Source organism: Kitasatospora sp. NPDC005748 (assembly GCF_040630735.1).
In the GTDB taxonomy this organism is placed as follows: domain Bacteria; phylum Actinomycetota; class Actinomycetes; order Streptomycetales; family Streptomycetaceae; genus Kitasatospora.
The window spans coordinates 200,459-224,181 of the sequence record NZ_JBEXYD010000005.1; the positions used below are offsets into that span (position 1 = coordinate 200,459).

18 protein-coding genes are annotated in these 23,723 nt (G+C 75.2%); 11 read left to right on the forward strand and 7 right to left on the reverse strand.

The window, feature by feature from the left end:
- Positions 1–36 precede the first annotated feature (36 nt).
- Positions 37–255 carry a hypothetical protein gene (locus ABZ495_RS06690; RefSeq protein WP_329491412.1) on the reverse strand — a complete coding sequence of 73 codons (219 nt, stop codon included), beginning with the start codon at positions 253–255 and terminating at the stop codon, positions 37–39.
- A 214-nt stretch (positions 256–469) separates the two neighbouring features.
- Here ABZ495_RS06690 and ABZ495_RS06695 point away from each other — a divergent pair, with 214 nt between their 5' ends.
- On the forward strand, positions 470–1,279 hold the full coding sequence (locus ABZ495_RS06695) for an arylamine N-acetyltransferase (RefSeq protein WP_359804714.1): 810 nt from the start codon (positions 470–472) through the stop codon (positions 1,277–1,279).
- A 79-nt stretch (positions 1,280–1,358) separates the two neighbouring features.
- Here ABZ495_RS06695 and ABZ495_RS06700 read toward each other — a convergent pair whose 3' ends face one another.
- Positions 1,359–1,544, reverse strand: coding sequence for a DUF397 domain-containing protein (locus tag ABZ495_RS06700; RefSeq protein WP_359804716.1), 186 nt, complete (start codon positions 1,542–1,544; stop codon positions 1,359–1,361).
- 29 nt (positions 1,545–1,573) lie between these two features.
- A complete protein-coding gene (locus tag ABZ495_RS06705) occupies positions 1,574–2,419 on the reverse strand; it encodes a helix-turn-helix transcriptional regulator (RefSeq protein WP_359834758.1) in 846 nt (281 codons plus the stop codon).
- A gap of 258 nt (positions 2,420–2,677) precedes the next feature.
- On the opposite strand from ABZ495_RS06705, the gene ABZ495_RS06710 reads away from it, so the two are divergent.
- Positions 2,678–3,115, forward strand: a complete 438-nt coding sequence (locus ABZ495_RS06710) for an ATP-binding protein (protein WP_359804719.1) — start codon at positions 2,678–2,680, stop codon at positions 3,113–3,115.
- 73 nt (positions 3,116–3,188) lie between these two features.
- Here the strand turns inward: ABZ495_RS06710 and ABZ495_RS06715 are convergent, their stop codons facing one another.
- Positions 3,189–4,640, reverse strand: coding sequence for an APC family permease (locus ABZ495_RS06715; protein WP_359804721.1), 1,452 nt, complete (start codon positions 4,638–4,640; stop codon positions 3,189–3,191).
- Positions 4,641–4,930: 290 nt separating this feature from the next.
- Here ABZ495_RS06715 and ABZ495_RS06720 point away from each other — a divergent pair, with 290 nt between their 5' ends.
- From ABZ495_RS06720 to ABZ495_RS06735, 4 genes are all read left to right on the forward strand, one after another.
- Positions 4,931–5,965: a chitinase gene (locus ABZ495_RS06720; RefSeq protein ID WP_359834760.1), complete on the forward strand. Its 1,035-nt coding sequence runs from the start codon at positions 4,931–4,933 to the stop codon at positions 5,963–5,965.
- 11 nt (positions 5,966–5,976) lie between these two features.
- Complete coding sequence (locus ABZ495_RS06725) at positions 5,977–7,632, forward strand: glycosyl hydrolase family 8 (RefSeq protein WP_359834762.1); 1,656 nt, start codon at positions 5,977–5,979, stop codon at positions 7,630–7,632.
- Positions 7,632–9,728: a PQQ-dependent sugar dehydrogenase gene (locus ABZ495_RS06730; protein WP_359834764.1), complete on the forward strand. Its 2,097-nt coding sequence runs from the start codon at positions 7,632–7,634 to the stop codon at positions 9,726–9,728. Before ABZ495_RS06725 ends, ABZ495_RS06730 begins: the two co-directional genes overlap by 1 nt.
- A 658-nt stretch (positions 9,729–10,386) precedes the next feature.
- Positions 10,387–10,956 (forward strand): hypothetical protein, encoded by a 570-nt coding sequence (locus tag ABZ495_RS06735; protein ID WP_359804729.1) that lies wholly within the window; start codon positions 10,387–10,389, stop codon positions 10,954–10,956.
- A gap of 43 nt (positions 10,957–10,999) precedes the next feature.
- Here ABZ495_RS06735 and ABZ495_RS06740 read toward each other — a convergent pair whose 3' ends face one another.
- Complete coding sequence (locus ABZ495_RS06740; protein ID WP_359834766.1) at positions 11,000–11,296, reverse strand: class I SAM-dependent methyltransferase; 297 nt, start codon at positions 11,294–11,296, stop codon at positions 11,000–11,002.
- Positions 11,297–11,768: 472 nt separating this feature from the next.
- Between ABZ495_RS06740 and ABZ495_RS06745 the strand changes: the two genes are divergently transcribed.
- From ABZ495_RS06745 to ABZ495_RS06760, 4 genes are all read left to right on the forward strand, one after another.
- Positions 11,769–12,995 (forward strand): AAA family ATPase, encoded by a 1,227-nt coding sequence (locus ABZ495_RS06745; RefSeq protein WP_359834768.1) that lies wholly within the window; start codon positions 11,769–11,771, stop codon positions 12,993–12,995.
- Complete coding sequence (locus ABZ495_RS06750; protein ID WP_359804735.1) at positions 12,992–13,552, forward strand: hypothetical protein; 561 nt, start codon at positions 12,992–12,994, stop codon at positions 13,550–13,552. Before ABZ495_RS06745 ends, ABZ495_RS06750 begins: the two co-directional genes overlap by 4 nt.
- Positions 13,553–13,745: 193 nt before the next feature.
- Positions 13,746–15,422 carry a hypothetical protein gene (locus tag ABZ495_RS06755; RefSeq protein WP_359834770.1) on the forward strand — a complete coding sequence of 559 codons (1,677 nt, stop codon included), beginning with the start codon at positions 13,746–13,748 and terminating at the stop codon, positions 15,420–15,422.
- On the forward strand, positions 15,419–18,409 hold the full coding sequence (locus tag ABZ495_RS06760; RefSeq protein ID WP_359834772.1) for a bpX6 domain-containing protein: 2,991 nt from the start codon (positions 15,419–15,421) through the stop codon (positions 18,407–18,409). Before ABZ495_RS06755 ends, ABZ495_RS06760 begins: the two co-directional genes overlap by 4 nt.
- A gap of 214 nt (positions 18,410–18,623) precedes the next feature.
- Here ABZ495_RS06760 and ABZ495_RS06765 read toward each other — a convergent pair whose 3' ends face one another.
- Both ABZ495_RS06765 and ABZ495_RS06770 read right to left on the reverse strand, forming a co-directional pair.
- Positions 18,624–19,535 (reverse strand): hypothetical protein, encoded by a 912-nt coding sequence (locus ABZ495_RS06765; RefSeq protein WP_329491423.1) that lies wholly within the window; start codon positions 19,533–19,535, stop codon positions 18,624–18,626.
- The gene (locus ABZ495_RS06770; RefSeq protein WP_359834773.1) at positions 19,532–19,960 is read right to left on the reverse strand and encodes a hypothetical protein; all 429 of its coding nucleotides are present in this window, start codon (positions 19,958–19,960) and stop codon (positions 19,532–19,534) included. Before ABZ495_RS06770 ends, ABZ495_RS06765 begins: the two co-directional genes overlap by 4 nt.
- Before the next feature lie 169 nt (positions 19,961–20,129).
- Between ABZ495_RS06770 and ABZ495_RS06775 the strand changes: the two genes are divergently transcribed.
- A complete protein-coding gene (locus tag ABZ495_RS06775; RefSeq protein ID WP_359834775.1) occupies positions 20,130–23,678 on the forward strand; it encodes a CHAT domain-containing protein in 3,549 nt (1,182 codons plus the stop codon).
- The last annotated feature ends 45 nt before the right edge of the window (positions 23,679–23,723 follow it).

Below are 23,723 nucleotides of genomic sequence, written 5' to 3' on the forward strand. Positions count from 1 at the left end.
CCGCGCGCCGCCCGGGCCGCGGGCCCCGGCCCGCGCCTAGCCGACAGCCTGGTACCCACCGTCCTCGGCGCGGAAGATCTGCTTGGCCTTGGCGAGCAACTGGAGGTCACGGCGCACGGTGCGCGGGTCCGGGCGGGGCAGGTAGGTCTCGCGGGCCCGGTGCCAGTCCCAGGTGCCGCCGTCCTTCCGCATGATGTCCAGGAGCCGCTGCCGGCGCTCGATCGCCGAGGCGGGTGGGGTTTGGTCGTCGTTCATGGGTTCATTCTCTCGCATCGCGGTGCCGGGTCGGGACGGGGGCGTCCTGGGCGGCGGGAAACCGCGCGTAGTCGTCCGTGTTCCCGCCGTTCAGGGCCGGACCATGATCCTCCAGCCGGGACCGACCCGGCGGCAGAGCCTAGGCCGCTCGGCCGATCGCGACCGGGACCAGCGGCGGAGGCCGGCCGGACCGCTCGGTCCGTACCGTGGTGGAATGACTGTCGATCTGGAGAAGTACTTCGCCCGTATCGGATGGGAGGGCGAGTCCGCGCCCACCGCCGCGACCCTTCGCTCCCTGCACCGCGCGCACATCCTCGGCATCCCGTTCGAGAACCTCGACGTGGTCACCGGCTCGGTGCCGTCGCTGGATGTCGGTGAGCTCCAGGCGAAGCTCGTCGACAGCTCCCGCGGCGGCTACTGCTTCGAGCACAGCTCCCTGTTCGCTGCGGTGCTGGACGAGTTGGGCTTCGGGGTCACCCGGCTGACCGGCCGGGTGCGGGTCGGCGCGCGTGCCGGGGAGGTCCGACCGCGGACCCATATGGTGCTGGCCGTCCAGGTGCCCGGCGAATCCGGCCGCCACCTCGTCGACGTCGGATTCGGGTCCATCGGCGGGCTGCTGGAGCCGCTCCCGATGATCCCCGGTGAAGCTCGCGAGGCTGCCGGGCGCACCCACCGGCTGGTCGTCGAGGAGGCGGACGGCCCCGCGCCGATCTGGGTGCTGCAGGCGAGGACGGGCGAGGTCTGGGAGGACCAGCACGCCTTCACCCTGGACCCGGTCCCGGCGCCCGACCTCACGATGTCCAACTGGTTCGTGGCCACCTACCCGCGCTCGCCGTTCCGTCGGTTCTACCTCCAGCGCACCCGGACCGCCGATCACGTGCGGCTCGACGGGAAGACCTTCACCCACACCGACGCGGCGGGCACGACCACCGCCCGGGAGCTCGAAAGCCCCGAGGAACTGGTGGAGTTGCTGGCGTCCGAGTTCGGCATCAACCCGCCCCCGGGCGTCGCCGCGGCCTTCTGACCCCGCACCTCGGAGTTCGGGACACCGGGGTTGCGGCCTCGCGCCAATTCGGCGCGGGGCCGCCGGCTGCTCCGGAGGGTCAGCTCCCGGCGGGGAAGTCGCCGGAGCGGACTCCGGCGATGAAGGCCCGCCAGGCGTCGGCGGGGAAGTCGAGCGCGGGGCCGTGGGCGTCCTTGCTGTCCCGGACCACGATGGCGCCCTCAAGTTCCCCGCACTCGACGCAGTTGTCGTTCGGGTTGCTGGCCAGTGCCTTCTTCCATTTCACGGGAAGGGCTGAGGCGACGGGGAAGTGGGTCACTTGAGCTTGTCTCTCTTCTCTGCGATGAGGTTGAACGACTGGTCGAGATCCAGGGCGGTCGCCATGATCTCGTCGAATGCCGCTCGGTAGAGGTCGACGTGATCGGGGTCCTCCACCCAGTCGCTGCTCAGCATTCCGCTGAGCAGCACGAGATCGAGATCCCGTTGCCGGAATTCCAGGAGAGCGAAGGAGCCGGTCATTCCGGGGTGTGGCGGTGCCATGGCCGGCATGATCTGAATCTTGACGTTGGGGAGCTTGCTGAACTGCTGAAGTTTGTCCAGCTGGTCGACCATCACGCCAGGGGCCGCGGTCATGGTCAGGGCTGATTCGTGGATGACGGCCCACAGCTTGAGGGGGTTCTCGGCTCTAGTCAGGACGAACTGACGGTTGATCCGGACCTCGACGCGCTCTTCGACACTGGTCTTCGTCAGGACGCCGCTGGCGATGATGGCGTGGGCGTACTGCCGAGTCTGGAGCAATCCTGGGATATAGGCCGACTCGTATGACCTATTGCCGATCGCTGTCTCTTCGAGACGGATCAGGTCGGTGTAGAGCGGGTTCAGCTGCTCGTATCCGGCCATCCAGCCCGGTCGGCGCTTGTCCCGGAGGATCTCGACCAGGACTTCCTTCAGCTCCTCGTCGCACTCGTAGAAGTCGAGGAGCGCGCGGACCACTTCGGGCTTCAGTTGGACCCGGGCGTTCTCGTATCTGCTGAGCTTCACGAGGTTGACGCCGTCGACCTGGGCGACGACTTCCTCGGCCGAGAGGTTCTTGAGCTCCCGAAGCCTCCTGAGCTCCGCCGCGATGCGCCGGTAGCGCACAGCCGGCACTGCAACCGCCATCTGTGTAACCCCTCCAGAGCTGTCCGTGCACCAGTGTGCACGTCCCGGGTGATGGTTCGCCACTGCCAACCCGAGCTTATGGGCGCCACCTTGGCATCTGAACTGAAAGTTTTCATATTTGCTCGACATGGCTTGCGAGGGAGCTGAGCCATGCTCCATGCTGATGGTGATGGAGCGATGACGCACGGTGACATGTGTCGCCGTCTGCCTTGTCTGCCGATGCCTCCTGATCCCCCGCATGCGGAAGGTGGTTCCCCCATGTCCGGAACGCCCGAAAGCCCGGTCGCCGTCATCCATGAGCGCAGTTGCTGGCTGCTGCGCAGCGACAGATCGCCGGGTGATGCCCGGCGGCTGCTCGAAGAACTGCTCGTGGAGGTCCCGGATGGCCAATGCTTCGCGGAGGCCGGGCTGTTGATCGTCTCGGAGCTGGTGACCAATGCCGTGCTCCACGGGACGCCCGGCGGCAACCGGGTCCGGCTGGTGATGTCCGTCTGCGCCTCGTGGCTGCGGATCGAGGTGCACGATGCTCGGGCGGACAGGGAGCCTGTGCTCCGGGCCGGTGGCTCCGACGACGAGTCAGGGCGGGGGCTCTTCCTCGTCAAGTCCCTCTCGCGCCGTTGGGGTTGTGGTCCTCGCCCGGGAGTCGGGAAGATCGTGTGGGCGGAGGTCGGGCCCGAGGGGTGGGGCGCCGCGTGAGGCGGGCCCGAGGGGACCGCTGACGCGACGGCGGCCCCGAAGCTCCGGGGCCGCCGTCGCGTCAACGGACAGGTCAGGCCGTGGCGTCCGCCGTGGTGGTCGGCCTCAGGTACTCCTCGCGGATCTCGCGGGGGCCGAAGGGCCAGGTGCGTTCGGTGCGGGCCCAGAGGAGGAAGGCGCCGCATCCCGCGACGACCCAGGCCAGCGACCACTCGATGGGGTGGAAGCCGGGCGCGTTGCGGTCCGCGTAGCCGTAGATGACCAGCCAGCCGACGGCCGCGACGATGCCGGGCGCCGGGTAGAGCCACATCCTGTACGGCCGGACGAGTCCGGGCTGGCGGCGGCGCAGGACGGTGACCGCGACGATCTGGGCGAGGGCCTGGACGATCACCATCACGGTGGTGAGCAGGTTGATCAGCAGGGTCAGCGGGGGGTGGTCGGTGCTGGCGCCGAGGTGGCGGCCGAGCAGGAAGCCGGCCGCGGTGAGTACGCCCATGGCGGCCAGGCCGAGGACGGGGAAGCCGTGCCTGGGGTGCAGCCGGCCGAAGGCCCGGAAGAAGACGCCGTCGCGTGCCGCGTCGTAGGGCACCCGGGAGCCGCCGAACAGGCCGGCGAGGACGGAGGCGAAGGCGGTGACCAGGATCAGTGCGGTGACCACCTGGGCGGCGCCCTTGCCCCAGGTGCTCTCCAGGACCGCCGAGGCGACCGACTTGGAGGCCACCGACTCCGGGTCGAGCATCGCGTGCCAGTCCATCGCGCCCAGGACGCCGATCTGCAGCAGCAGGTAGATGGTCATGATGCCCACGATGGACAGCACGATGGCGCGCGGCAGGACCCGGCCCGGGTCGCGGACCTCGGCGCCGACGTAGGCGGCGGTGTTGTACCCGAGGTAGTCGTAGATGCCGATGGTGAGGCCGGCCGCGAAGCCGATCCAGAACTGGCCGTGGGTGAGTTCGACGGCGTGCGCGGGCCAGTCGAAGGCGCGGCTCGGGCTGAAGTGGGTGTAGCAGGCCACGATCACGGCGAGCACCGAGAGGATCATCACCCCCCACATCACGGTGGTGAGCCGGGCGATGTTCTCGACCCGCCGCCAGAGCAGGAGCACCACCAGCGCGCAGAACGCGATCCCGACCAGATCGCCCTGGCCGCTCGTCATGCCGGGCCAGAGGTAGCCGAGGTACTGGACGAAGCCGACCACGCCGGTGGACATGATCAGCGGGATGAAGAGCATGGCCGTCCAGACGAAGAGGAACGGCATCAGTCGCCCGGTCCGGTACTGGAAGGCCTCGCGCAGGTAGACGTACGTCCCGCCGGCTCCCGGCAAGGAGGCACCGAGTTCGGCCCAGACCAGGCCGTCGGCGAGGGCCAGGACGGCGCCGGCTATCCAGCCGATGACGGCCTGCGGCCCGCCGAAGGCCGCGACCATCAGCGGGATCGTGACGAAGGGGCCGATGCCGCACATCTGGCTCATGTTGAGCGCGGTGGCCTGGAAGAGGCCGATTCTTCGGGTAAGGCCGGGGGACACCGGGGCCTCCGAACGTGGGGGAGTGGGGCGCCGGGCGGGGTGCCGGGGGGTTCAAGTTAGGGAGCATTACTTATTTCGTCAAGCCGCTCGGCCGGCAAGGGGGTTACTCCGGTGACAGTTGGGAAACTTTCCTAACGAAAGCCATTGACCGCGCGCCGCGCCGCCCCGATTCTGTAGGCGCCCGCTGTGGTCGCCGCCGTCCGCCCCGAGTGCTCCGCTCCCCCCTCCGCCTCGCCCGTCTCCCCCTCGATCCGCCGTCGCAGGCGGTGGATCGGCGAAAGTGAGTTGGCATGCCCATATCTATCGGAGTCCGTCCGACCGCCCCGTCGGTGGCCGCCGTCCTCGGCTCGGCCGCCCTGCTGCTGGCCTCGGCGACCACCGCGACAGCCGCCCCGGCCGCGTCAGCCGCCCAGGCCGCTCCCGCCCCGGCGGCGGCCGTGCCCGCGATGGCCGCCGCGCCGTACGAGTACCTGGGCTGGGGCAGCCCGCAGAAGCCCACCGACGTGATGAAGGCGACCGGGGTGAAGTGGTTCACCCTCGCGTTCGTCCTCTCCGACGGCGGCTGCAACCCCAAGTGGGACGGCAGCCGGGCGCTGACCGGTGGGTCCGACGAAGCGGCGATCAAGTCCATCCGGGCGGCCGGCGGCGACGTAGTGATCTCGGTCGGCGGCTGGAGCGGCAACAAGCTCGGCGAGAAGTGCTCCAGCGCGAGCGCGCTCGCCGGCGCGTACCAGAAGGTGATCGACGCCTACAAGCTCAAGGCGCTGGACATCGACATCGAGGACACCGAGTTCTCCAACGCGACGGTCCGTCAGCGCGTCGTCGACGCCCTGAAGATCGTCAAGACCAAGAACCCGGGCATCGTCACCTACGTGACCATGGGCACCACCCCGAGCGGCCCGGACGCCACCGGGAAGGACCTGATCAAGCGCGGCGCGCAGGCCGGCCTCGCCAACGACGGCTGGGTGATCATGCCGTTCGACTTCGGCGGCCACACCGGCCCGATGGGCCAGGCCTCGGTCAGCGCGCTGGAGGGCCTGAAGGCGGCGGTCAAGAGCGCCTACGGCTACGGTGACGACGCCGCGTACCGGCACATCGGCGTCTCCTCGATGAACGGGAAGACCGACGAGGCGGGCGAGACGGTCACCACCGCCGACTTCCGGACCATCCTCGGCTACGCGCAGCAGCACCACCTGGCCCGGTACGCCTTCTGGTCGGTCAACCGCGACCGCGCCTGCGGCTCCGGCACGGACGCCGACGCCTGCAGCGGCGTCGCGCAGTCCCCGTACGAGTTCACCAAGATCGTCGTCCAGTACCAGGGCTGAGGGGCATTCCGATGACACGACCGAGCACCAGACACCGCGGCCGCGCCGCGGCCCTGCTCGCGGGGGCCGGCCTGGCCGCCGGGCTGCTCGCGGCCCCGCCGGCCTCGGCCGCGCCGGTCCGCTACGAGGCGGAGGGCGCGGGCCTGTCGCAGGGCGTGGTGGAGTCCAACCACAGCGGCTACTCCGGCACCGGATTCGTCAACACCGACAACGCCACAGGCAGTTGGGTCGAGTTCACGGTCGACGCGGCGAGCGCGGGCAACGCCGTGCTCGGCATCCGCTACTCCAACGGGACCACCGCGAACCGCCCGGCGGCCGTGGCCGTCAACGGCGCCACGGTCGAGCCGGCCCGGGCCTTCCCGTCCACCGGGAGCTGGGACACCTGGGCGACCTCGACGCTGACCGTCCGGCTCACCGCCGGGGCCAACCGGATCCGGCTCACCTCCACCACCACCGGCGGCACGGCCAACCTGGACTACCTGGACGCCGACCTCGGCAGCGGCCCGGCCCCGGGCGGCCCCGCGGTGCCGTTCGGCAGCCACCGCTACCCGTACCCGGCCGGCACCCTCAAGCCCTCCGGCGCGCAGTCCGTGACCGACCAGCAGGTGATCGACAAGTACAACGCCTGGAAGGCCGCCTTCGTCCGGCAGAACTGCGGCAACGGCTGGTACGAGACCATCTCGCCGGACGCCGACCACCCGTACGTCGCCGAGGGCCAGGGCTACGGCATGGTGGTCACCGCGCTGATGGCCGGTGCGGACGCCAACGCGCGGACGGTCTTCGACGGCATGGTGAAGTTCGTGCTCGCCCACCCGTCGGTGAACAACGCCAACCTCCTCGCCGCCGAGCAGGACTCCTCCTGCCGCAGCGTCAACGGCTCCGACTCGGCGACCGACGGGGACCTGGACGTCGCGTACGGGCTGCTGCTCGCCGACCGGCAGTGGGGCAGCGGCGGGACGTACGACTACAAGGGCCTGGCCGTCAAGCACATCAACGCGATCAAGGCCAGTGAGGTCAACCCCACGACCCACCTGATGCGGCTCGGCGACTGGTCCACCTCGGGCGACTCCACCTACTACATCACCCGCTCCTCGGACTGGATGATCGACCACTTCCGCGCCTTCCGGGCCGCGACCGGCGACACCACCTGGGACACCGTCCGCACCGCCCACCAGAACCTGATCACCAAGCAGCAGAGCGGCTACGCCCCGAACACCGGGCTGCTCGCCGACTTCGTGGTCAACACCAACGGCACCGCCAAGCCCGCCGCCGGCGAGGTGCTGGAGAGCCCCAACGACGGGGACTACAGCTGGAACGCCTGCCGCGACCCGTGGCGGATCGGCGCGGACGCCGTCACCAGCGGGGACGCCGCCTCGCTCGCCTCGGCGCGAAAGATCAACACCTGGATCAAGGGCAAGACGGGCGGCGACCCGGCGAACATCGCCACCGGCTACAAGCTGAACGGCACGGTCTTCGAGAACGGCCGAGACATGGCCTTCACCGCGCCGTTCGTGGTCACCGCGATGACCGACCCGGGCTCGCAGGCCTGGCTGGACGCGCTCTGGGCCAAGCTGGCCGGCACCGCGATCGACCCGGCCCTCTACTACGGCGGCAGCGTGCAGCTGCAGTCGATGATCGTCGCCTCCGGAAACTACTGGGTGCCGTGATGACCGACACCGGACACCCGCGCACGACAGCCGCGGCGCACCGGCGGACGGCGCTCGCCCGGGCCGGCGGAGCGGCGCTCGCCGCAGCCGCCCTGGTCCTGGGGGCCGTGGCGGCGCCGCCCGCGGCGACCGCCGCCACGGCGGCGAGCATTGATTACCAGGCCGAGGACGCCGTGCTCGCGCAGGCGAAGACGGCCACCAACCACACCGGGTACACCGGGACCGGCTTCGTCGACTACACCAACACCACCGGCTCCGCCGTCGAGTTCACGGTGAGCGCCACCGCGGCCGGGACCGCCTCGCTGACCTTCCGGTACGCCAACGCCGGTACGGCGAACCGCCCGATGGACATCGCGGTCAACGGGAAGGTCGTCGCCGCCGGTGTCGCCTTCCCGCCCACCGCCGACTGGGACACCTGGGCGGAGAAGACCGTCGGCGTCGCCCTCGCCGCCGGCGCCAACCGGATCCGGGCCACCGCCACCACCGCCGACGGCGGCCCCAACCTCGACCGCCTCCGGGTGGGCGCGGCGGCCGACACCACCCCGCCGAGCCGTCCCGGTGCGCCGAGCTGCTCCGCCGTCGGGCCGAACGCTCTGACGCTGGGCTGGGGAGCCGCCGGCGACGACGTCGGCGTCACCGCCTACGACATCTACGAGCACGGCAACAAACTCGCCGAGGCGCCGGGCACCGCGACCTCCCGGCAGCTCACCGGGCTGGCCCCGGCCACCACCTACAACCTCACCGTGATCGCCCGGGACGCCTCCGGCAACGCCTCGCCGGCCAGCGTCGCCGTCGACTGCACCACCACGGCGGGTACCGACCCGGCGCCCGGCCGGCCGGGCACCCCGACCGTCTCGGCCGTCACCGCCACCGGCGCCACTCTGACCTGGGGCGCCGCGACGGACGACAAGGGCGTGGTCGGGTACGAGATCCGCAGCGGCTCCGCCGTCGTGAAGAGCGTCACCGGCACCCCTCCGGCCACCTCGGCGGCGGTCACCGGGCTCGCCTGCGACGCGCCGTTCACGCTCTCGGTGGTCGCCCGGGACACCGCGGGCAACTACTCGGCGCCGTCCGACCCCGTCTCCTTCACCACCGGCGCCTGCCCGGCCGACGGCGGCGTCCCGGGCTCCCCGAGCGCCCTCTCCACGGGGTGGACGATTCCCTGGGGCATCGCCTGGCTGCCGGACGGCACCACCTCGCTGGTCACCGAGCGGGACAGCTTCAAGGTCTTCCGGCTCACCACGGGCGGCGCCAAGACGGCGGTCGGCACCGTGCCCAACGCCGTCACCACCGACGGGGAGGGCGGCCTGCTCGGCATCGCCGTCGACCCCGACTGGGCGGGCAACCACTACGTGTACCTCATGCACACCGCCGCCGAGGGCAACCGGATCGTGCGGATGACGTACAACGGCTCCACGTTGAGCGGCTACAAGGTGCTGCTCCAGGGCATCAAGAAGAACCGCTACCACAACGGCGGCCGGCTGGCCTTCGGCCCCGACGGGTACCTGTACGCGTCGACCGGTGACGCCCAGACGTCCTCGCTGGCCCAGGACAAGAACTCGCTCAACGGGAAGATCCTGCGGCTGACCACCGACGGCAAGCCGGCCCCCGGCAACCCGTTCGGCAACTACGTCTACAGCTACGGCCACCGCAACCCGCAGGGCCTGGCGTTCGACCGCGACGGACGGCTCTGGGAGGCGGAGTTCGGCGACTCGAAGCGGGACGAGCTCAACCTGGTCAAGCCCGGGGCCAACTACGGGTGGCCCACCTGCGAGGGCACCTGCGGGGTGGCCGGGATGACCGACCCCAAGGCGAGCTGGCCGGTCAACGAGGCCTCGCCGAGCGGGATCGCGATCGTGCGCAACGTGGTCTACATGGCGGCGCTGCGCGGTGAGCGGATGTGGCGCATCCCGATCGACGGGAACACCGAGAACGTCGGGACGCCGACCGCGTACTACGTCGGCGCCTACGGCCGGCTGCGGACGGTGTCCAAGGTGCCCGGGGCCGACCGGATCTGGCTCACCACCACCAACGCCGACAACAACGGCGGGGCGGCCGACGGGGCCGACAAGGTCTTCACGATCTCGATCGGCTAGCGGCGCGGGGCGTCCGCAACGTGACGGCCCGGGCCCGGAGGAGTCTCCGGCCCGGGCCGTCACGACGGGGCCGCCACGGCCTCCGCCCGCCGCCGACCAGTGGGCCGACCGCGACCGCCACCCCGATGGTCGCCCCGTACACGCCCATCGCGGTGCCCCGCCCGCGGCCGGGCGGGAACTCCTGGGCGACCAGGGCCAGCGACACCGCGAACATCTTCGCGCTGTCGCCAGGGAGACGTGAGGGTCCACCACTTGCGCTGCACGGCTGCCGGTCTCCTTCGCCCTGTCCTCGTACTCCCGCCCGTGGGAGAGACGACGACAGGCCCTTCCGCCCGCCGACCGGGTTCGGTCGGGACGGCACCGACCGTACGCACCGCAGGGGTTCGAAGCCGGGCAAGCGTGGCAGGGCGGGTGGATACCGGACCTGTCCGGCGGAGACGGCGGCGCGCGGGCCGGACGGGCGTGGGGCCGGTCGACCGTGGGTGATCGGCGCCGGGCGGCCCGGTTGCTCTCCGTGGTCGCAAGGTCTCGATCTGCCAACGAAGTGTGCGGGATGTGCTTGTGGCGTGTGGTCGCCCTGATTGAATCCCGAACATCTTTTCATCGGATCGGAGCGTCTCCCCTCATGTCTCCCCTGCCCTCACGCACGTCCGCACGAATGTCGTCCCGCACGGCCGCACGCACGCGCGGCGGCCGTCGCGGCCTGGCCGCCGTCGCCGGACTCGTCCTCACCGTCGGTCTCGCGCTGACCGGGTGTGACCCGACGCCGGCCGACGGCGCCACGACTGCCGCCTCCCCGCCCGCCGTCACGGCCCCGGCCGCACCCGTCGCCACCGTCCCGCCGGCCACCCCCGCACCGGTGGTCACCGCGCCCGAGCCCGCGCCGGTGGTGACCCCGTCGGCGGTGACCACGCCGGTGCCGCCCGCGGAGCCCGCATCCGCGCCGACCACGGCCAGGCCCCAGTCGGCCGCGCCCAAGACGCAGCCGCCCGTCACCAAGGCCGCGCCGGAGCCCAAGGCGACCACCGCGAAGCCGCCGACGGACCCGGAACCGACCGCGCAGCCCAAGGCGGCCGCCGACGACTGCGAGATCCGCTCCAATGCCGGCAACTGCTACAAGGCGGGCCAGTTCTGCCGCGACGCCGACCTGGGCAAGAGCACCCACGAGGCCGGCGGCCGGGTGATCTACTGCCGCATGGTCAGCGGCAAGCCGCACTGGCAGGCCTGATCCGCCGGTCCGCACCGATGAGGCCCCCGCCCCGCCGGCTCCCTCATCGGTGCGGCGGTGCCTCGAACCCCGCGCCCGGTACCAGCTCCCGAGCCCGCTGGACCTGGACACCGCTGATGTCGACGCCCGTGACGCGGTGCCCTGCCGCGGCGAGCGACCGGGCCACGGGGACTCCGGTCCCGCACCCCACATCCAGTACCGCGCCCGCATCCGGAAGCCGACCGAGCAGATCCTCGATCCATGATCCGTACTTCGTCTCGCTGCCGAACGCGCGCTCGTACTGAACGGAGAGCAAGTCGTACCCGCGCCGGACCGAGTCCTTCGGATCTTCAGGATTCACAAGGGTGCACGGTAACGGCCCCCGGCACGCGGAGCGGCGACACCAGTTCCGCTGCCTCCGGGCTGGAGCCGGAGGCCACCGCAGGCCCCGCAGAGACCAACCCCGAGGAGCACGACACGGGAGGAATATCGGCTCTCCGCCAACCTCGACCTCCCACCACCCGAGGCCTTGAAGTGCCGAGGTCAGTGACGTCCTCCGGACACGCGCCGGGGCAGTTCACTGACCCAATGAGTGCCCACCTCGTCGGGCGGTCGGGGCCTTACTCCCGGAAGAAGGCGACCGAGCGGATCCGCAGCCTGTCCGACACCTGTCCGACACGGGCCTGCCATGAGGCCCGAGAGTGAAGGAGCGGCCGCCCCGCATCACTCCGACAGCGGTGAGCAGCGAACCCGTGGGGGTCTGGATGCCGCGGGCGGGTAGCCCGGAAACCGGTTGGTGGGCGCCGCGGAGCCGCCCGTAGACTCCGGTGCTCGTGACCGAGACCAGCGCCACCGCAACCGCCCATGACGCCCATGCCGCCGCCGACGCTGCCGACGCCGAGCTGATCGGGCACGCCGTGGCCGCCGCCGGGCAGGGCATGATCGACCGCGAGACCGTGGCCGAAGTGGTGGTCCTGTGCGCGGTGGCCGGCGAGCACCTGCTGGTCGTCGGCGCGCCGGGCACGGCCAAGTCCGAGGCGGTCCGCCGGATCGCGGGCCAGCTCGGCGGCCGCTACTTCGAGTACCTGCTCGGCCGGTTCACCGAGCCCAACGAGCTGTTCGGCCCGGTCGACCTGCGTCGACTGCGCGAGGGCCGGATCGAGTTCGAGACCGCCGGGATGCTTCCCGAGGCCGAGATCGCCTTCCTCGACGAGGTGTTCCTCGGCTCCACCGCCGTCCTCAACACCCTGCTCGGCCTGCTCAACGAGCGGGTCTTCCGGCGCGGCGGCACCGTGCTGCACAGCCCGCTGCGGGTCTGCGTGGGCGCGGCCAACCACCTGCCGGACGACCCGGCGCTCGCCGCCTTCGCGGACCGCTTCCTGGCCCGGGTCTTCGTCGAGCCGGTGGCGGACGCGCGGCTGGAGGAACTGCTGGAGGCCGGCCGCCGGCCGGCGGCGTCCCCACTCCACCCGCGCGACCTCGCCGGTTCGGGCGATCCGATGGGCCCGACCGGCCTCGCGGCCGCGGCCGACCGGCTCGGCGCGCTCGACCGGCTGGCCGCCGCCGCCCGGGCCTGCGACCTCGACGAGGTCACCCCGCTGGTCGCCGCCGCGCTGCGCCGGCTGCGCGCCGCGGGCGTGCCGATCAGCGACCGGCGGGCGGTCCGGTCGCAGAAGCTCGTCGCCGCGGCCGCCGTGCTCGACGGCCGGACGGCGGCCTCGGCCCGCGACCTGTGGGTGCTGCCGCTGGTCGCCCCCACCGCCGACGCCCAGGCGCAGGCCCGCGACACCCTCGCCGACCTGGTCGAGAAGGCCGCCAACCGCAGCCTGGCGCACGCCGCCGAGGAGCTGTCGCGCAGCTCTGCGGCCCGGGCCGAGCGGCTCGTCCGCACCGGTACGCAGCTGCTGGCCGCGCACCGCACCCTCCCCGAGGGGCGGGACTCCCGGCTGCGGCTGGAGGCCGCGCTGCGGGAGATCGACGCCGGGTTCGACCCGGCCGACCTGTCCGGGGCCCTGGCCGGGATACGTGCCGAGCTGGTCGCGGCGGTCGCGCCCGCATGACCGGTACCGTCACCGCCCCGCCGTCCGGTTCGCTGCCCGGCTCGCCGTCCGTCCCGCTGTCCGTTCCGCTGTCCGTTCCGCTGTCCGTCCCGCCGTCCGTCCCGCCGTCCGTCGCACTGCGCTGGGAGCGCCGCGAGCCGCCGTTGCCCGCCGCCGCCGTACTCGCCCTGGGCGATGCCGTGGCCGCCCTGGCCGTGGCCGCGCGCGAACGGCTCGCCGGCGGTGCCCGGCTCGGCGTGGTCGCCGGCGACGGCGCGCTGCTGGTGCTCGGCGCCGAGGCCGACCTGCCCTGGGCGGACGGCGCCCGCTACCTGGGCCTCGACGCCGGCGTCCTGGTACCCACCACCGCGCGCCCCCGGCCCGCCGCGGCGCTCTGGCGCCGGGCCGTCGGTGCCGAGGGCGACCGGCTCTGCGTCCTGCTCCCCGGGCACGCCCTGGTCGCCGACCCGCCGCCCCCGACCACCGACCCCGCCGCACTGGACCCCTACACGGGCTCCACCGAGGACGCGTCCACCCCGGCGGCGCCGGAACCGGCCGCCGGGGGTGGCCCGCGATGACCGCCCGACCCACGGCCGTCCCGCCGGGCCACCCCGGGCCGGCCGCGCGAACCCGCCGTCGGCGTCCGGTCGCCGCCGCGCCAGGGTGCGGCTGCCTGTTCCCCGGTGTCGGGGCCGTGCCCGCTCCCGCGCCCACTCCCGCCGTCCGTCGCGCCCCGAGCGCCCCGGGCCCGTCCTGCGGGAGTGTCCTGCGATGACCGCCCGACTCCCCGCCGCGCTGGCCCCCTGGGCCGCCGGTCTGTCCGCGCTGACGCCGGAACTCGCCGTCGCGCTGGGCCCGTTGCTCCGCCGCCTGGATGCCCTGATCGGCGAGCGTGAGCCCGTCGTCGACGACCGCGGCACCCCGGACGGGCACGGCGGCCTCGCCCGGTCCGGTCGGCCCGACCAACTGCTGCCCTCCGAGTGGCTGCTGGCCGACGAAGCCCCCGACGAGTTCCTGCGCCGCCTGGCCGAGGGTGAACTCCTGCACCTGGCACCCGAGTTCCGCGCCCCGACGGTACGCGGCCGGATCGTCGCGCTGGCCGACACCGGCCCCGCCCAGGCGGGCGCCGGGCGGCTCGTCCAGCTCGCCGCCCTGCTGGTCCTGCACCGCCGGGCAGCCGCGCGCGGCACCGAACTGGTCGTCGGCATCCTGGGTGACCCGCCCGGCCAGTGGCTCACCGGGGACCTCCCGGAGCTGCTGCCGCGCTGGCTCGCCGCCCGCCGGCACACCGACCCGACGCCCGAGGACGTCCGGCGGGCCCGGCAGGGGCTGGACGACGCCGACCGGTCCTGGCTGCTCACCTCGCCCCGGCTGGCCGACCGGCTCGCCTCCCCGCAGCACGTGCTGGCGAGCGAGCCGAGCGGCTGGAGCGCCGACGGCGCCGTCCGCGTCACCGTGCGCCTCGCGCGGACGTCCGTCGAGCTGCCGCTGCCCCCGGCGCCGATCGCCGTCCGGGCGCTGCGCGGCGCCGAGTTCCGCCGGGCCGCGCCGGCGGTGGTCGCCGTTCCGGTCGGGGCGACCGGGCGGGCGCAGCCGGTCTTCACCACCGACGCCCGCACACTCCTGCTGAGGGGCCGGAACACCGCCACCCTGCTCGCGGCCAACCTGCCCGGTGCCGGGCCGGAGCACGACGGCGCGATCCGGACCCGCCGCCACCACCTGCACGGGCCGGTGGTCGCGGCGGGCCGGATCGGCCGGCGCCTGATCGCCCTCCACCTCAGGGGGGAGCGGCTCCTCCCGTACGTCAGTGGCCGCCCGCTCGGGGCGAGCGGCGAGTTCACCGTCGAGCTGGCCGCCCTCGGGCTCGACCGGGCCGTCCTGGAACCCGTGTGCACCGGCCCGCTCCGGCCGGTGCTGCGCGACGGCGACGACCTGCTCTGCCCGCTGGGCGGCCGGTGGTGGCGGATCGAGCGAGGCGGGAGCGCCCGCGACGACGGGCCGTTGGCCCCCGGCGCGGAGGAGCGCGGCTTCCAGCGGGTCCGCGAGCGGCGGCTGTTCCCGCACCCGCTGCTGCCCGAGGCGGAGCGGGCCCGGCACGTCGTGCACGGCGGCACCACCCAGGCCTGGTCCGAGGACGGCAGGAACTGGGTGGTGCAGCCCCGGCAGGGCGGTCGGGTACGGCTCTCGTTCCGGGAGCGGGCCGAGGTGGTCGGCCTGGTCCACCAGGGCGCGGTGCCGGCGCTGATCACCTGCACCCTCGACGGCCGGCAGGTGCGCAGCATCCGGCCGGACGGCACCCGCACGCTCGGCCGCTTCTCCGGTGGCGTCAGTCCGGCCGCCGTCCACCCGACCCTGCCCCTGCTCGCCGCCGAACCGCGCCCGGGCCGGATCGTCATCGGCGACGCCAACACCGGCCGCGTCCTCTACCACCTCGGGAGCGACCAGTGAGCGCCACCGCCGCCGCGTTCCGCGCCACCGTGGCCGCGGCCGGCTTCGTCCTGGACGTCCCGGTGATCGGCGCGGCCGAGGCCGCCGAGCGCGTCCTGGCCCACTGGGCGGACGGCGCCGAGCTGCGCGCGCTCCCGGACGGCCGCTGGCTGCTCGTCCTCGCCGAGCCGGTCGAGGCCCGGGCGGACCGCGCACCCGGACTGCCCGTGCGGCGCCTGCCCGGCGGCGGGCTGGCCGCCGTCGGCGCCGAGGGCGCCCCGGTGCCGACGGGCCGGCTCGTCCTCCCCGTGGCGGGGGCGGTGACGACGCTCCCGATCGCCGAACTGCCGCCGCTGGACCCCTCGGACTGGCTCGACCCGGCCGGACTCACCCTCCACCGGCTCGCGCCGGTCGGTGCGGTGGCCGAGCCCGCGCCCGTCGTCGAGGACCTGCCCCGGCCCGCCCGGCCCGACCTGCGGGCGGCGGCCGGCGTCGGGGCCCGCTCCGAGCGCGCCCGCCGTCTGACCGAGGCGGCTCCGCCCGGCGGCGGTCGGCGGGTCCGCCTCCCGGGCCTGTCCCGGGCCGCCCGGTGGTTCGGCCGGCTTCGGCTGCCCCGCTGGGGGGACGGGTCCGGCCCGGTGGCGTTCACGGCGGCGGCCGTCCTCATCGTCGTCGTCGCCGTGTTCCTGGTCGTCCGGTTCGCCCAGCTGATCGTGGACCGCGGCTTCCACCCCGGTGGGGTCCTGCTCGCGGTGGCCGTCACCGCCCTCCTCGCCCGGGGCAGTTGGGCCGCCCGGGGCACGTCCGCCGGAACCGCCGGAACTGGCGGTTCCGCCGCGCGCCCGGCGGGCGGGCGGCCGGTCCGCACCCGGCGGCCGCTGCTGCGGGGGCTGCTCGCCCGGCTCGTCGTGCGCAGCCCCGCCGGCCGGCTGGTCCACGGCCGCCACGCCCGCTACCTGCGGGAGCTGACCCGCGCCTTCGAGCAGCGCCGCTGGGACGACGCGCTGCGCGACGCGCTCCGGCTCGCCGGCGAATCCCGCCCCACCGAGCAGGGGTGGCTCTCGCTCGGCCTGCCCCGGCGCTTCGCGGGCGCGCTGCGGCCGACCCCGGTCACCGGCGGCCCGGCGGGCGTCTCGCCGATGTCCGGGCCGACCGTGCAGCAGCACCTGGCCGGTCTCTACCGGCAGGCCGCCACCGCGCTGGAGCGGGAGGGGCGGATCGACGAGGCGGCATTCGTGCTCGCCGACCTGCTGGACGCCCCGGCCGAGGCGGTCGCCCTGCTGGACCGGCACGGCCGGACCGCTCAGGCCGCCGAACTCGCCGAGGGCCGTGGGCTGGCCGCCGATCTGGTGGTGCGGCTCTGGTGGCGGGCGGGTGAGCGCGCGCGGGCGGTCCGGACGGCGCACCGGCGGGCCGCCTTCGCCGACGCCGTCGAGCGGCTGAGCGCCGACGACCCGGGGGCCGGGCGTGAGCTGCGGGCCGCCTGGGTCGAGCACTGCCGCGCGGGCGGCGACCGACTGGGCGCGGTCGAAGCCGCCTGGCCGGACGAGGAGTTGCGCCCCTCGGTGGCCGCCGACCTGCGGGACGCGGTCGCGCTCGGCGGCCCGGCGCGCGGCCGGGCACTCGCCCACCTGCTGGCCCTCGGCGCGGGGGAGGCGACCCGGGCGCTCGCGCTGGCCGTCCTGGAGGACGCCGGCGACGACACCGGCACCACCGATGACACCGGCACCACCGATGACACCGATGACGCCGGCGCCACCGACGCCGGCCGCGGCCGGGCGACCGGCCGGTCCGCGCTGGCCGGTGCGCTGGCCGGACTGCCGGGCGCGGACCCGGCGAACGACCGCGAACTCGCCACGGCGGCGCTCCGCGCCGTGGTCCGCGACGGCGGCTTCGGCGGTGCCGGCGGCTCCGGCGCCCCGCTCGACCAGCGCACCGAGACCGCCCTGTTCGAGCAGCTGGCGAGGCGTGCCGACCCGCTGGTCGCGGCGGATCTGCCGCGACCGCGCCGGCCCGCCCGTCCCACGGCCGACGCCGGGCACGAGTGGGCCTTCGTGGACCGGCCCGGGACGCTCCCGGTCCTGGACGCGGCGCGGCTGGAGTCGGGCCTGCTGCTGGTGGCCTGCGGCCAGGCGGGGGTGCGACTGCTCGGGCCCGACGGCCGGGTGAAGGCCCGCTGGGACGTCCCGGCGGACGAACTCGTCCTGGCCGACCACGGCGGCGCCGCCCTGCTGGTGGCCCGGTACGGGCAGGTCCGCGAGATCTCCCGGCTGGACCTCGGCACCCGCGCCGTCCGGTACTGGGGCACGCTGCGGGTGCGCGGGCTCGTGCCGTCCTTCGACGGCCGACAGCTGCTGACCCGGGACGAGGAGGGCATCGCCGTCCTCGACACCCTGGCCGCGCGCCCGACCGTGGTGTGGCGGGAGCTCGGTGGCGAGCAGCGGCCCGTCGGCCCGCTGGTGCGCACGCCCACGTCCTGCGCGTCCGTCGTCGCCTCCCGGCTGCCCGGGGGTGGCGTGCTGACGGAGCTGTGGCGCTGGGACCAGCCCGGCTGGGAGCTGCGCTCGCGCACCGCGCTGGACGCCGACCTCCTCGGCGAGGGCACGGCGCTGCTGGCGACCGGCCGGCTGCTGACCGGCCAACCCGATCCGGCCCGGGGCGGCACCACACTGCGCTGGTCGACCGACCGGGAGCCGGTGGAACGACTCGTCGACGGCGTGGCGCCGGCCGGGCCGGTCGTCGACGGCGAGCACTGGGCCCTGACGCTCGCCCCGGCCGCTGACGGCACCGTCCGCGTCCACACCGGCACCGCGAGCGAGGCGGAGCCGCCGCGGACCCTGCTGCTCCCGAACGCGACGGCGGCGGGGCAGCCGGGTGCCGGTCTGCCGGCGGTGGGCCTGCGCCACCACGGCGGGGCACTGACGTTCTGGCACCGCTCCGGCCGGGTGCTCGCCACCACCGCCGACGGCTCGGCCGTCCTCGCCAACCTGCGGGTCACCACCGGGTGACCGCTGCTCGGCCGCCGAGCGGCGCGCGGTGGACCCCCACCGGGCGGGGCGGGCCGCTGGGCCGTCCGCGGGGGGCGCCGCCACGGGGCTCGTCGCCCCGGCGGGGACGGCCTCCCGGCCGCCGACACCGGCGGGGCGCCGGTGGAGCGCCGGTGGAGCGCCGTAGGAGCCCGGTGCCGCCTGCCGGGCGGCGGGGCGGGGCCTCGGCGGGCGGTCAGTCCACCTTGGCCAGGGCCCGGGAGAGCCGTTCGCCCGCCGCGCGGTCGAAGCCGTCGGGGCAGTCGATGCCCTGGGACTGTGCCAGTTCCCGGACGTGCAGGTCGGCGAGTGCCTCGGTGAGGTCGGCGAACGCCACCGCGGCGTCCCGCCCCCGGCGCAGGCCGAGGCCGACGGCGGCCGCGCCCGCCGGTGCGGCCGGCCACCACCAGAGGCCCAGCAGCAGGTACCCGATGCCCCAGGCGCAGAGCCGGGCGGCGGCGCCCAGCTGGAGGCGGGCGGTGTGCAGCTCCGCGCGGGTGCCGTCGGCGGCGAGCAGCCACAGATGGGGCCAGGCGGCCGCGAGGTCCAGGCGGTAGGCGCGCCAGAGGCGTTGGCCGGGGGCGGCCAGCCGGTCCCCGGTGCGGAACGGATGGCGCGGGCGGGCCGCCGCGACGCGGTTGCGTTCGGCGTAGCGGAGCTCCGCGGTGTCGGCCAGGTCGTCGGCGTCGGCCGCGCCGGCGATCCGGGCGCGGCCCGCCGCCAGCAGGGCCGACCGGTAGGCCTCGTCCGCCGTGCGCCAGCGGCGCAGCCGCCGGTCGGCGAGGCGACGCAGCAGCGGGCCGCGCGCCTCGGCGCACCAGAGCAGTTCCACCCCGGTGCCCAGCGCCTGGGCGGCCGCCCCGATCGCGGCCGCGCCGACCAGGACGGCCAGGGCGACGACGGCGATCACGGCGGCGCTGTGCGAGCCGGGCGCGGCGGCCAGATCGTCGAGTCGTGAGCGGAGCCGGCCGAGGTCGCCCCAGTGGCGCTGGCCGAGGACGCCGGCGGTGGTCAGGGCGGCGAGGTAGAGCAGGCCGGGGAGGGCGAGCAGCGCGACCCAGCGCTCGGCGATCCGGCCGCCCAGCGCGCCGAGGAAGGCGCTGGTCACCGGAGCCCGACCGCCCGCAGCGGCTGTCCGAACACCCGGCACTGCGACGCCTGCGCGGCGTCCGGCACCTCCACCCGGCCGCAGTGGCCGTGCGGGCAGGCCAGGACGTGCAGCGGCGGGTGGCCCGGGCCGGAGACCGGCAGGGCGCGGTAGGCGGGGCCGGGGACGGGGGTCGTGCGGAAGGAGCCGAGCCCGGCGCTGTGCCCGGCCATCAGCAGCAGCTCCTCCAACTCGTCGAACACGTCGTCGAGTTCCGCCGCCGGCCGGCCGGCCCGCAGCTCGGCGGTGAGGTGTTCCACCAAGCGGTGCCCCGCCGGGCCGAGGTCGAGCGAGTCGGGTGCGGAGGTCAGCCGCCGGCAGAACTCCCCCAACCGCGCGTGCCCGGCCGTCGGACCGTCCGGCTCGCCGCTCGCCGTCTCGACCACCCGGCCCCCTTCATGGCGTCGTCCGCGGATCGTGGATCGTCGTCGCGGATCGTGGATCAGTATAACGACGGCCTCCTGACGGTACGTTCGCTAGGATATGGAGCGATTCCACCCGCCGAGGCGGGGAGTTGGAGCAGACCGGCCGATCGGCGCGACGGAGCGCCCGGGGGTGATCGTCTCGCAGGCGCGGCTTTCGGTGACGGGAGGCGGGGCGGATCCGGCCGCCGAACTCCTGCTGCACCACCTCAGAACGGGCGACCGGGCGGCGCTGGACCGGGCGGTCCGGACGACCCGGAAGTACCTGCGCACGGCGCCGCCGGGCGACCCGGGCCGGCCCGTCCGGGCGGGCAACCTCCTGGTGGCGCTCCTGGTGCGCTGGCAACTGCTCGGCGACCGGCGGGACCTGGACGCCCTGATCGAGCTCGGGGTCGAACGCGCGGCGGCCGAGCCGCCCGCGGCCCAGGACGTCCGGCTGCTCGCCCTCGGGTACCGGACCAGGTTCGACCTCGACCACCGGCCGGCGGATCTGGACGGCGCGGTGGCGATGTTCGCCCGCGCGGCCGGCCTGCCGCAGCAGCCGCCCACCGTGGGGGAGGCGCTGGCCGGCCTCGGCGCGGCACTGTCCGAGCGCTACCGGGCCGCCGGCCGCGAGCAGGACCTGACCCGGGCCGAGAGTGCCTACCGGCGGGCGCTGGACGGGCTGCCGTCCGACCCCGACGACCTCGTCGCCCTGCTGCTCGGTCTCGCCGAGGTGCTGCACTCCGGCTACGAACTCACCGGCGACACCGAGGCGCTGGAGGAGGCGCTGGGGCTGTGGCGCGAGGTGCCGGCCGTGGTCCCGGCGGGCCACGAAGCCCGGCTGCCGGCGCTGCACAACCTGGCCCAGGGCCTGCGGACCTGGTACGCCCTCACCGGCGACCCGGGCGACCGCGAGGAGATGCTCCGGGTGAACCGGGCCTCGGTGGCCGCGACGCCGGCCGGGCAGCCGGGCCACGGCGGCTGCCTGGCCGGGCTCGGGGTGGCCCTGCGGCTGGCCGCCGAGGCCACCGGCGACCTGGCGGTGCTGCGGGAGTCCGTCGACCTGCTGCGCCGCGCCGCGGCCGTGCCGGAGCGCGACGCCACCCGGCGCCCGCACCGGCTGAACAGCCTCGGCAACGCGCTGCACCGGCTGGCGCAGTGGACCGGTGACGTGGAACTCCTCGACGAGGCCGTCGAGGTGCTGCGCGAGGCGCTGGCCGGGGAGCGGCCCGGCACGAAGACCTTCGGCGAGATCCTCGCCAACCTCGCCGTCACCCTGCGGGAGCGCGGGTTCCAGACCGACGACCCGCAGGCCTTCCGGGAGGCGGCCGAGCTGGCCCGCCGGGCCGTCGACGAGGGACCGGTCCGGCCCGCCGACCGGGTCGACCGGCTGGCCAACCTCGGTGTGGTGCTGCAGAGCCGGCACGGTGCGACCGGCGAGCCGGCGGTGGCCGACGAGGCGATCGCGACGGCCCGCGAGGCCCTCGCGCTGACCCGGTCCGGCAGCCCGGCCCTGGGCGACCGGCTGAACCACCTCGCCAACGCGCTGCGGGCCCGGTTCGACGCGACCGGCGACCTGGCGGACCTGGACGAGGCCGTCGCCCTGCTGGAACGCGCCGTCGAGGAGAGCCCGTACGGCGACCCCCGGCTCGCCCTGGTGCTCTCCAATCTCGGCAACGCCCGGCTCGACCAGTACCGCACGACCGGGGACGGGGCGGCGCTGGAAGCGGCGGTGAGCGACCTCGGCCGGGCCGTCTGGGCCGACGCCGAGGGCACCGCGGCGCACGGCGGCTACCTGCGGTACTACGCCGACACCCTGCTGATCCTCCACCACCGGGACGGCGACCCGGGCGTGCTGCGGGCCGCCGAGGACGCCTACCGGCGGGCCGCGCGGACCGAGGCGATGCCGGCCCACGGCCGGGTCCTGGCCGCCTGGGAGTGGGGCGCCGCGGCGGCGACCGGCGAACGGTGGGAGGAGGCCCTGCACGGCTACGAACTGGCCGTACGGCTGCTGCCGTTCGCCGCCTCGGGCCGGCTGGCCCGCGGTGACCAGGAGCGCAGCCTCTCCCGGGTGCACGGGCTGGCCGCCGAGGCCGCCGCCTGCGCCGTTCAGGCCGGGGACCTCGTCCTCGCCGTCCAGCTGCTGGAACAGGGCCGGGGCGTCCTGCTGGGCCGCACCATCGCCACCCGCGACGGCCTGGGCCGGCTGCGCCGCGCCCATCCGGCGGCCGCCGAGCGGTTCCGCGAGCTGAGCGAGCGGATCGACGCCGCCGACGCCGACGCCGCCGACGCCGACGCCGCCGACGCCGACGCCCCCGACGCCCCCGACACCCCCGACGCACGGGACGCACGGGACGCCGCCGACCCGGCCGACGGGGCGCCGGGGCTGTCCGGCACCACCGGCAGCCACCTGCGGCACACCCTGGCGGCGCGGTTCGAGCAGCTGGTGACGGAGATCCGCGCCCTGCCGGGCTTCGCGGACTTCTTCTCCCCGCCCTCCCCGGACCTCCTGGCGGCGGTCTCCCGGCGCGGGCCGGTGGTGCTCGCCTACTGCAGCGGGTACCGCAGCGACGCACTGGTCCTGTGGTCGGGTCAGGTCCTGCTGGTCCCACTGCCCGGGGCCACTCCGGAGGCGGTGGACGAGCAGGTCCGCCGGCTGGAGGCGGCGCTGGCGGCGGCGGCCGACCCGGCGACCGACCGGGCGGCCCAGGTGGCGATCGGCGAGGTGCTCCGCTGGACCTGGGACCACGTCACCGGACCGGTGCTCGACCGGCTCGGCCTGTCCGGGGCGGCGGCGGACGGCCGGTGGCCCCGGGTCTGGTGGTCGCCGGGCGGCGCGCTCTCCGCCCTGCCGCTGCACGCGGCGGGCCACCACGGGGACGCGACGGGCCACGACGGCGGAGCGGGCCGGCCCGAGGCGGCGCCCGGCGGGAGGCCCCGCACCGTGCTCGACCGGGTGGTCTCCTCCTACACCCCGACCGTCCGCGCGCTCGCGTACGCCCGCACCCGGGAGACCGGACCGGAACCGAGCGGACCGGGCCCGGCCGGACCGTCGGCGGGCGGGTCCGCGCCCGGCCGCCCCCCGGCCGCCGACGGCCTGCTCGCTGTGGCGCTGCCCGAGACCCCGGGTGCCCGCCCGCTCACCGGCGCCCGGCGCGAGGTCGAGCTGCTCCGCGGGCTGCTGCCCACCGAGCTGCTGATCGGCGAGGAGGCCACCCTGGCACGCGTCCTCGAAGCGCTGCCCCGCCACTCCCACGTGCACTTCGCCTGCCACGGCGTCAGCGAGCCGCGGGACCCGTCCAACGCCCGCCTCCTCGTCCACGACCACCGGACGGCGGCGCTGACGGTCCGCCGGATCGCCCGGCTGGACCTGCCCGCGGCCCGGCTCGCCGTCCTCTCGGCCTGCGAGACGGCACGGGGCGCCGCGGACCTGGCCGACGAGGCGATCCACATCACCTCCGCCTTCCAGCTCGCCGGGTACGCCCATGCCGTCGGCACCCTCTGGCCGGTGCACGACCTGCTGGCGCTGCGGATGACCAGGCTGCTCTACCAGGGCCTGCGGGCCGGCCGGCCCGCCGGGGCGCCGGGGCTGGACACCGACCGGACGGCCGAGGCGCTCCACCACGCCGTCCGGCAGTGCCGGACGGCGTTCGCCACCAGTCCCGGCCTCTGGGCCGCCCATGTGCACGCCGGCGCCTGACCGGCCGGGCCGCGACGACGAGACGACGAGACGACGAGACGACGA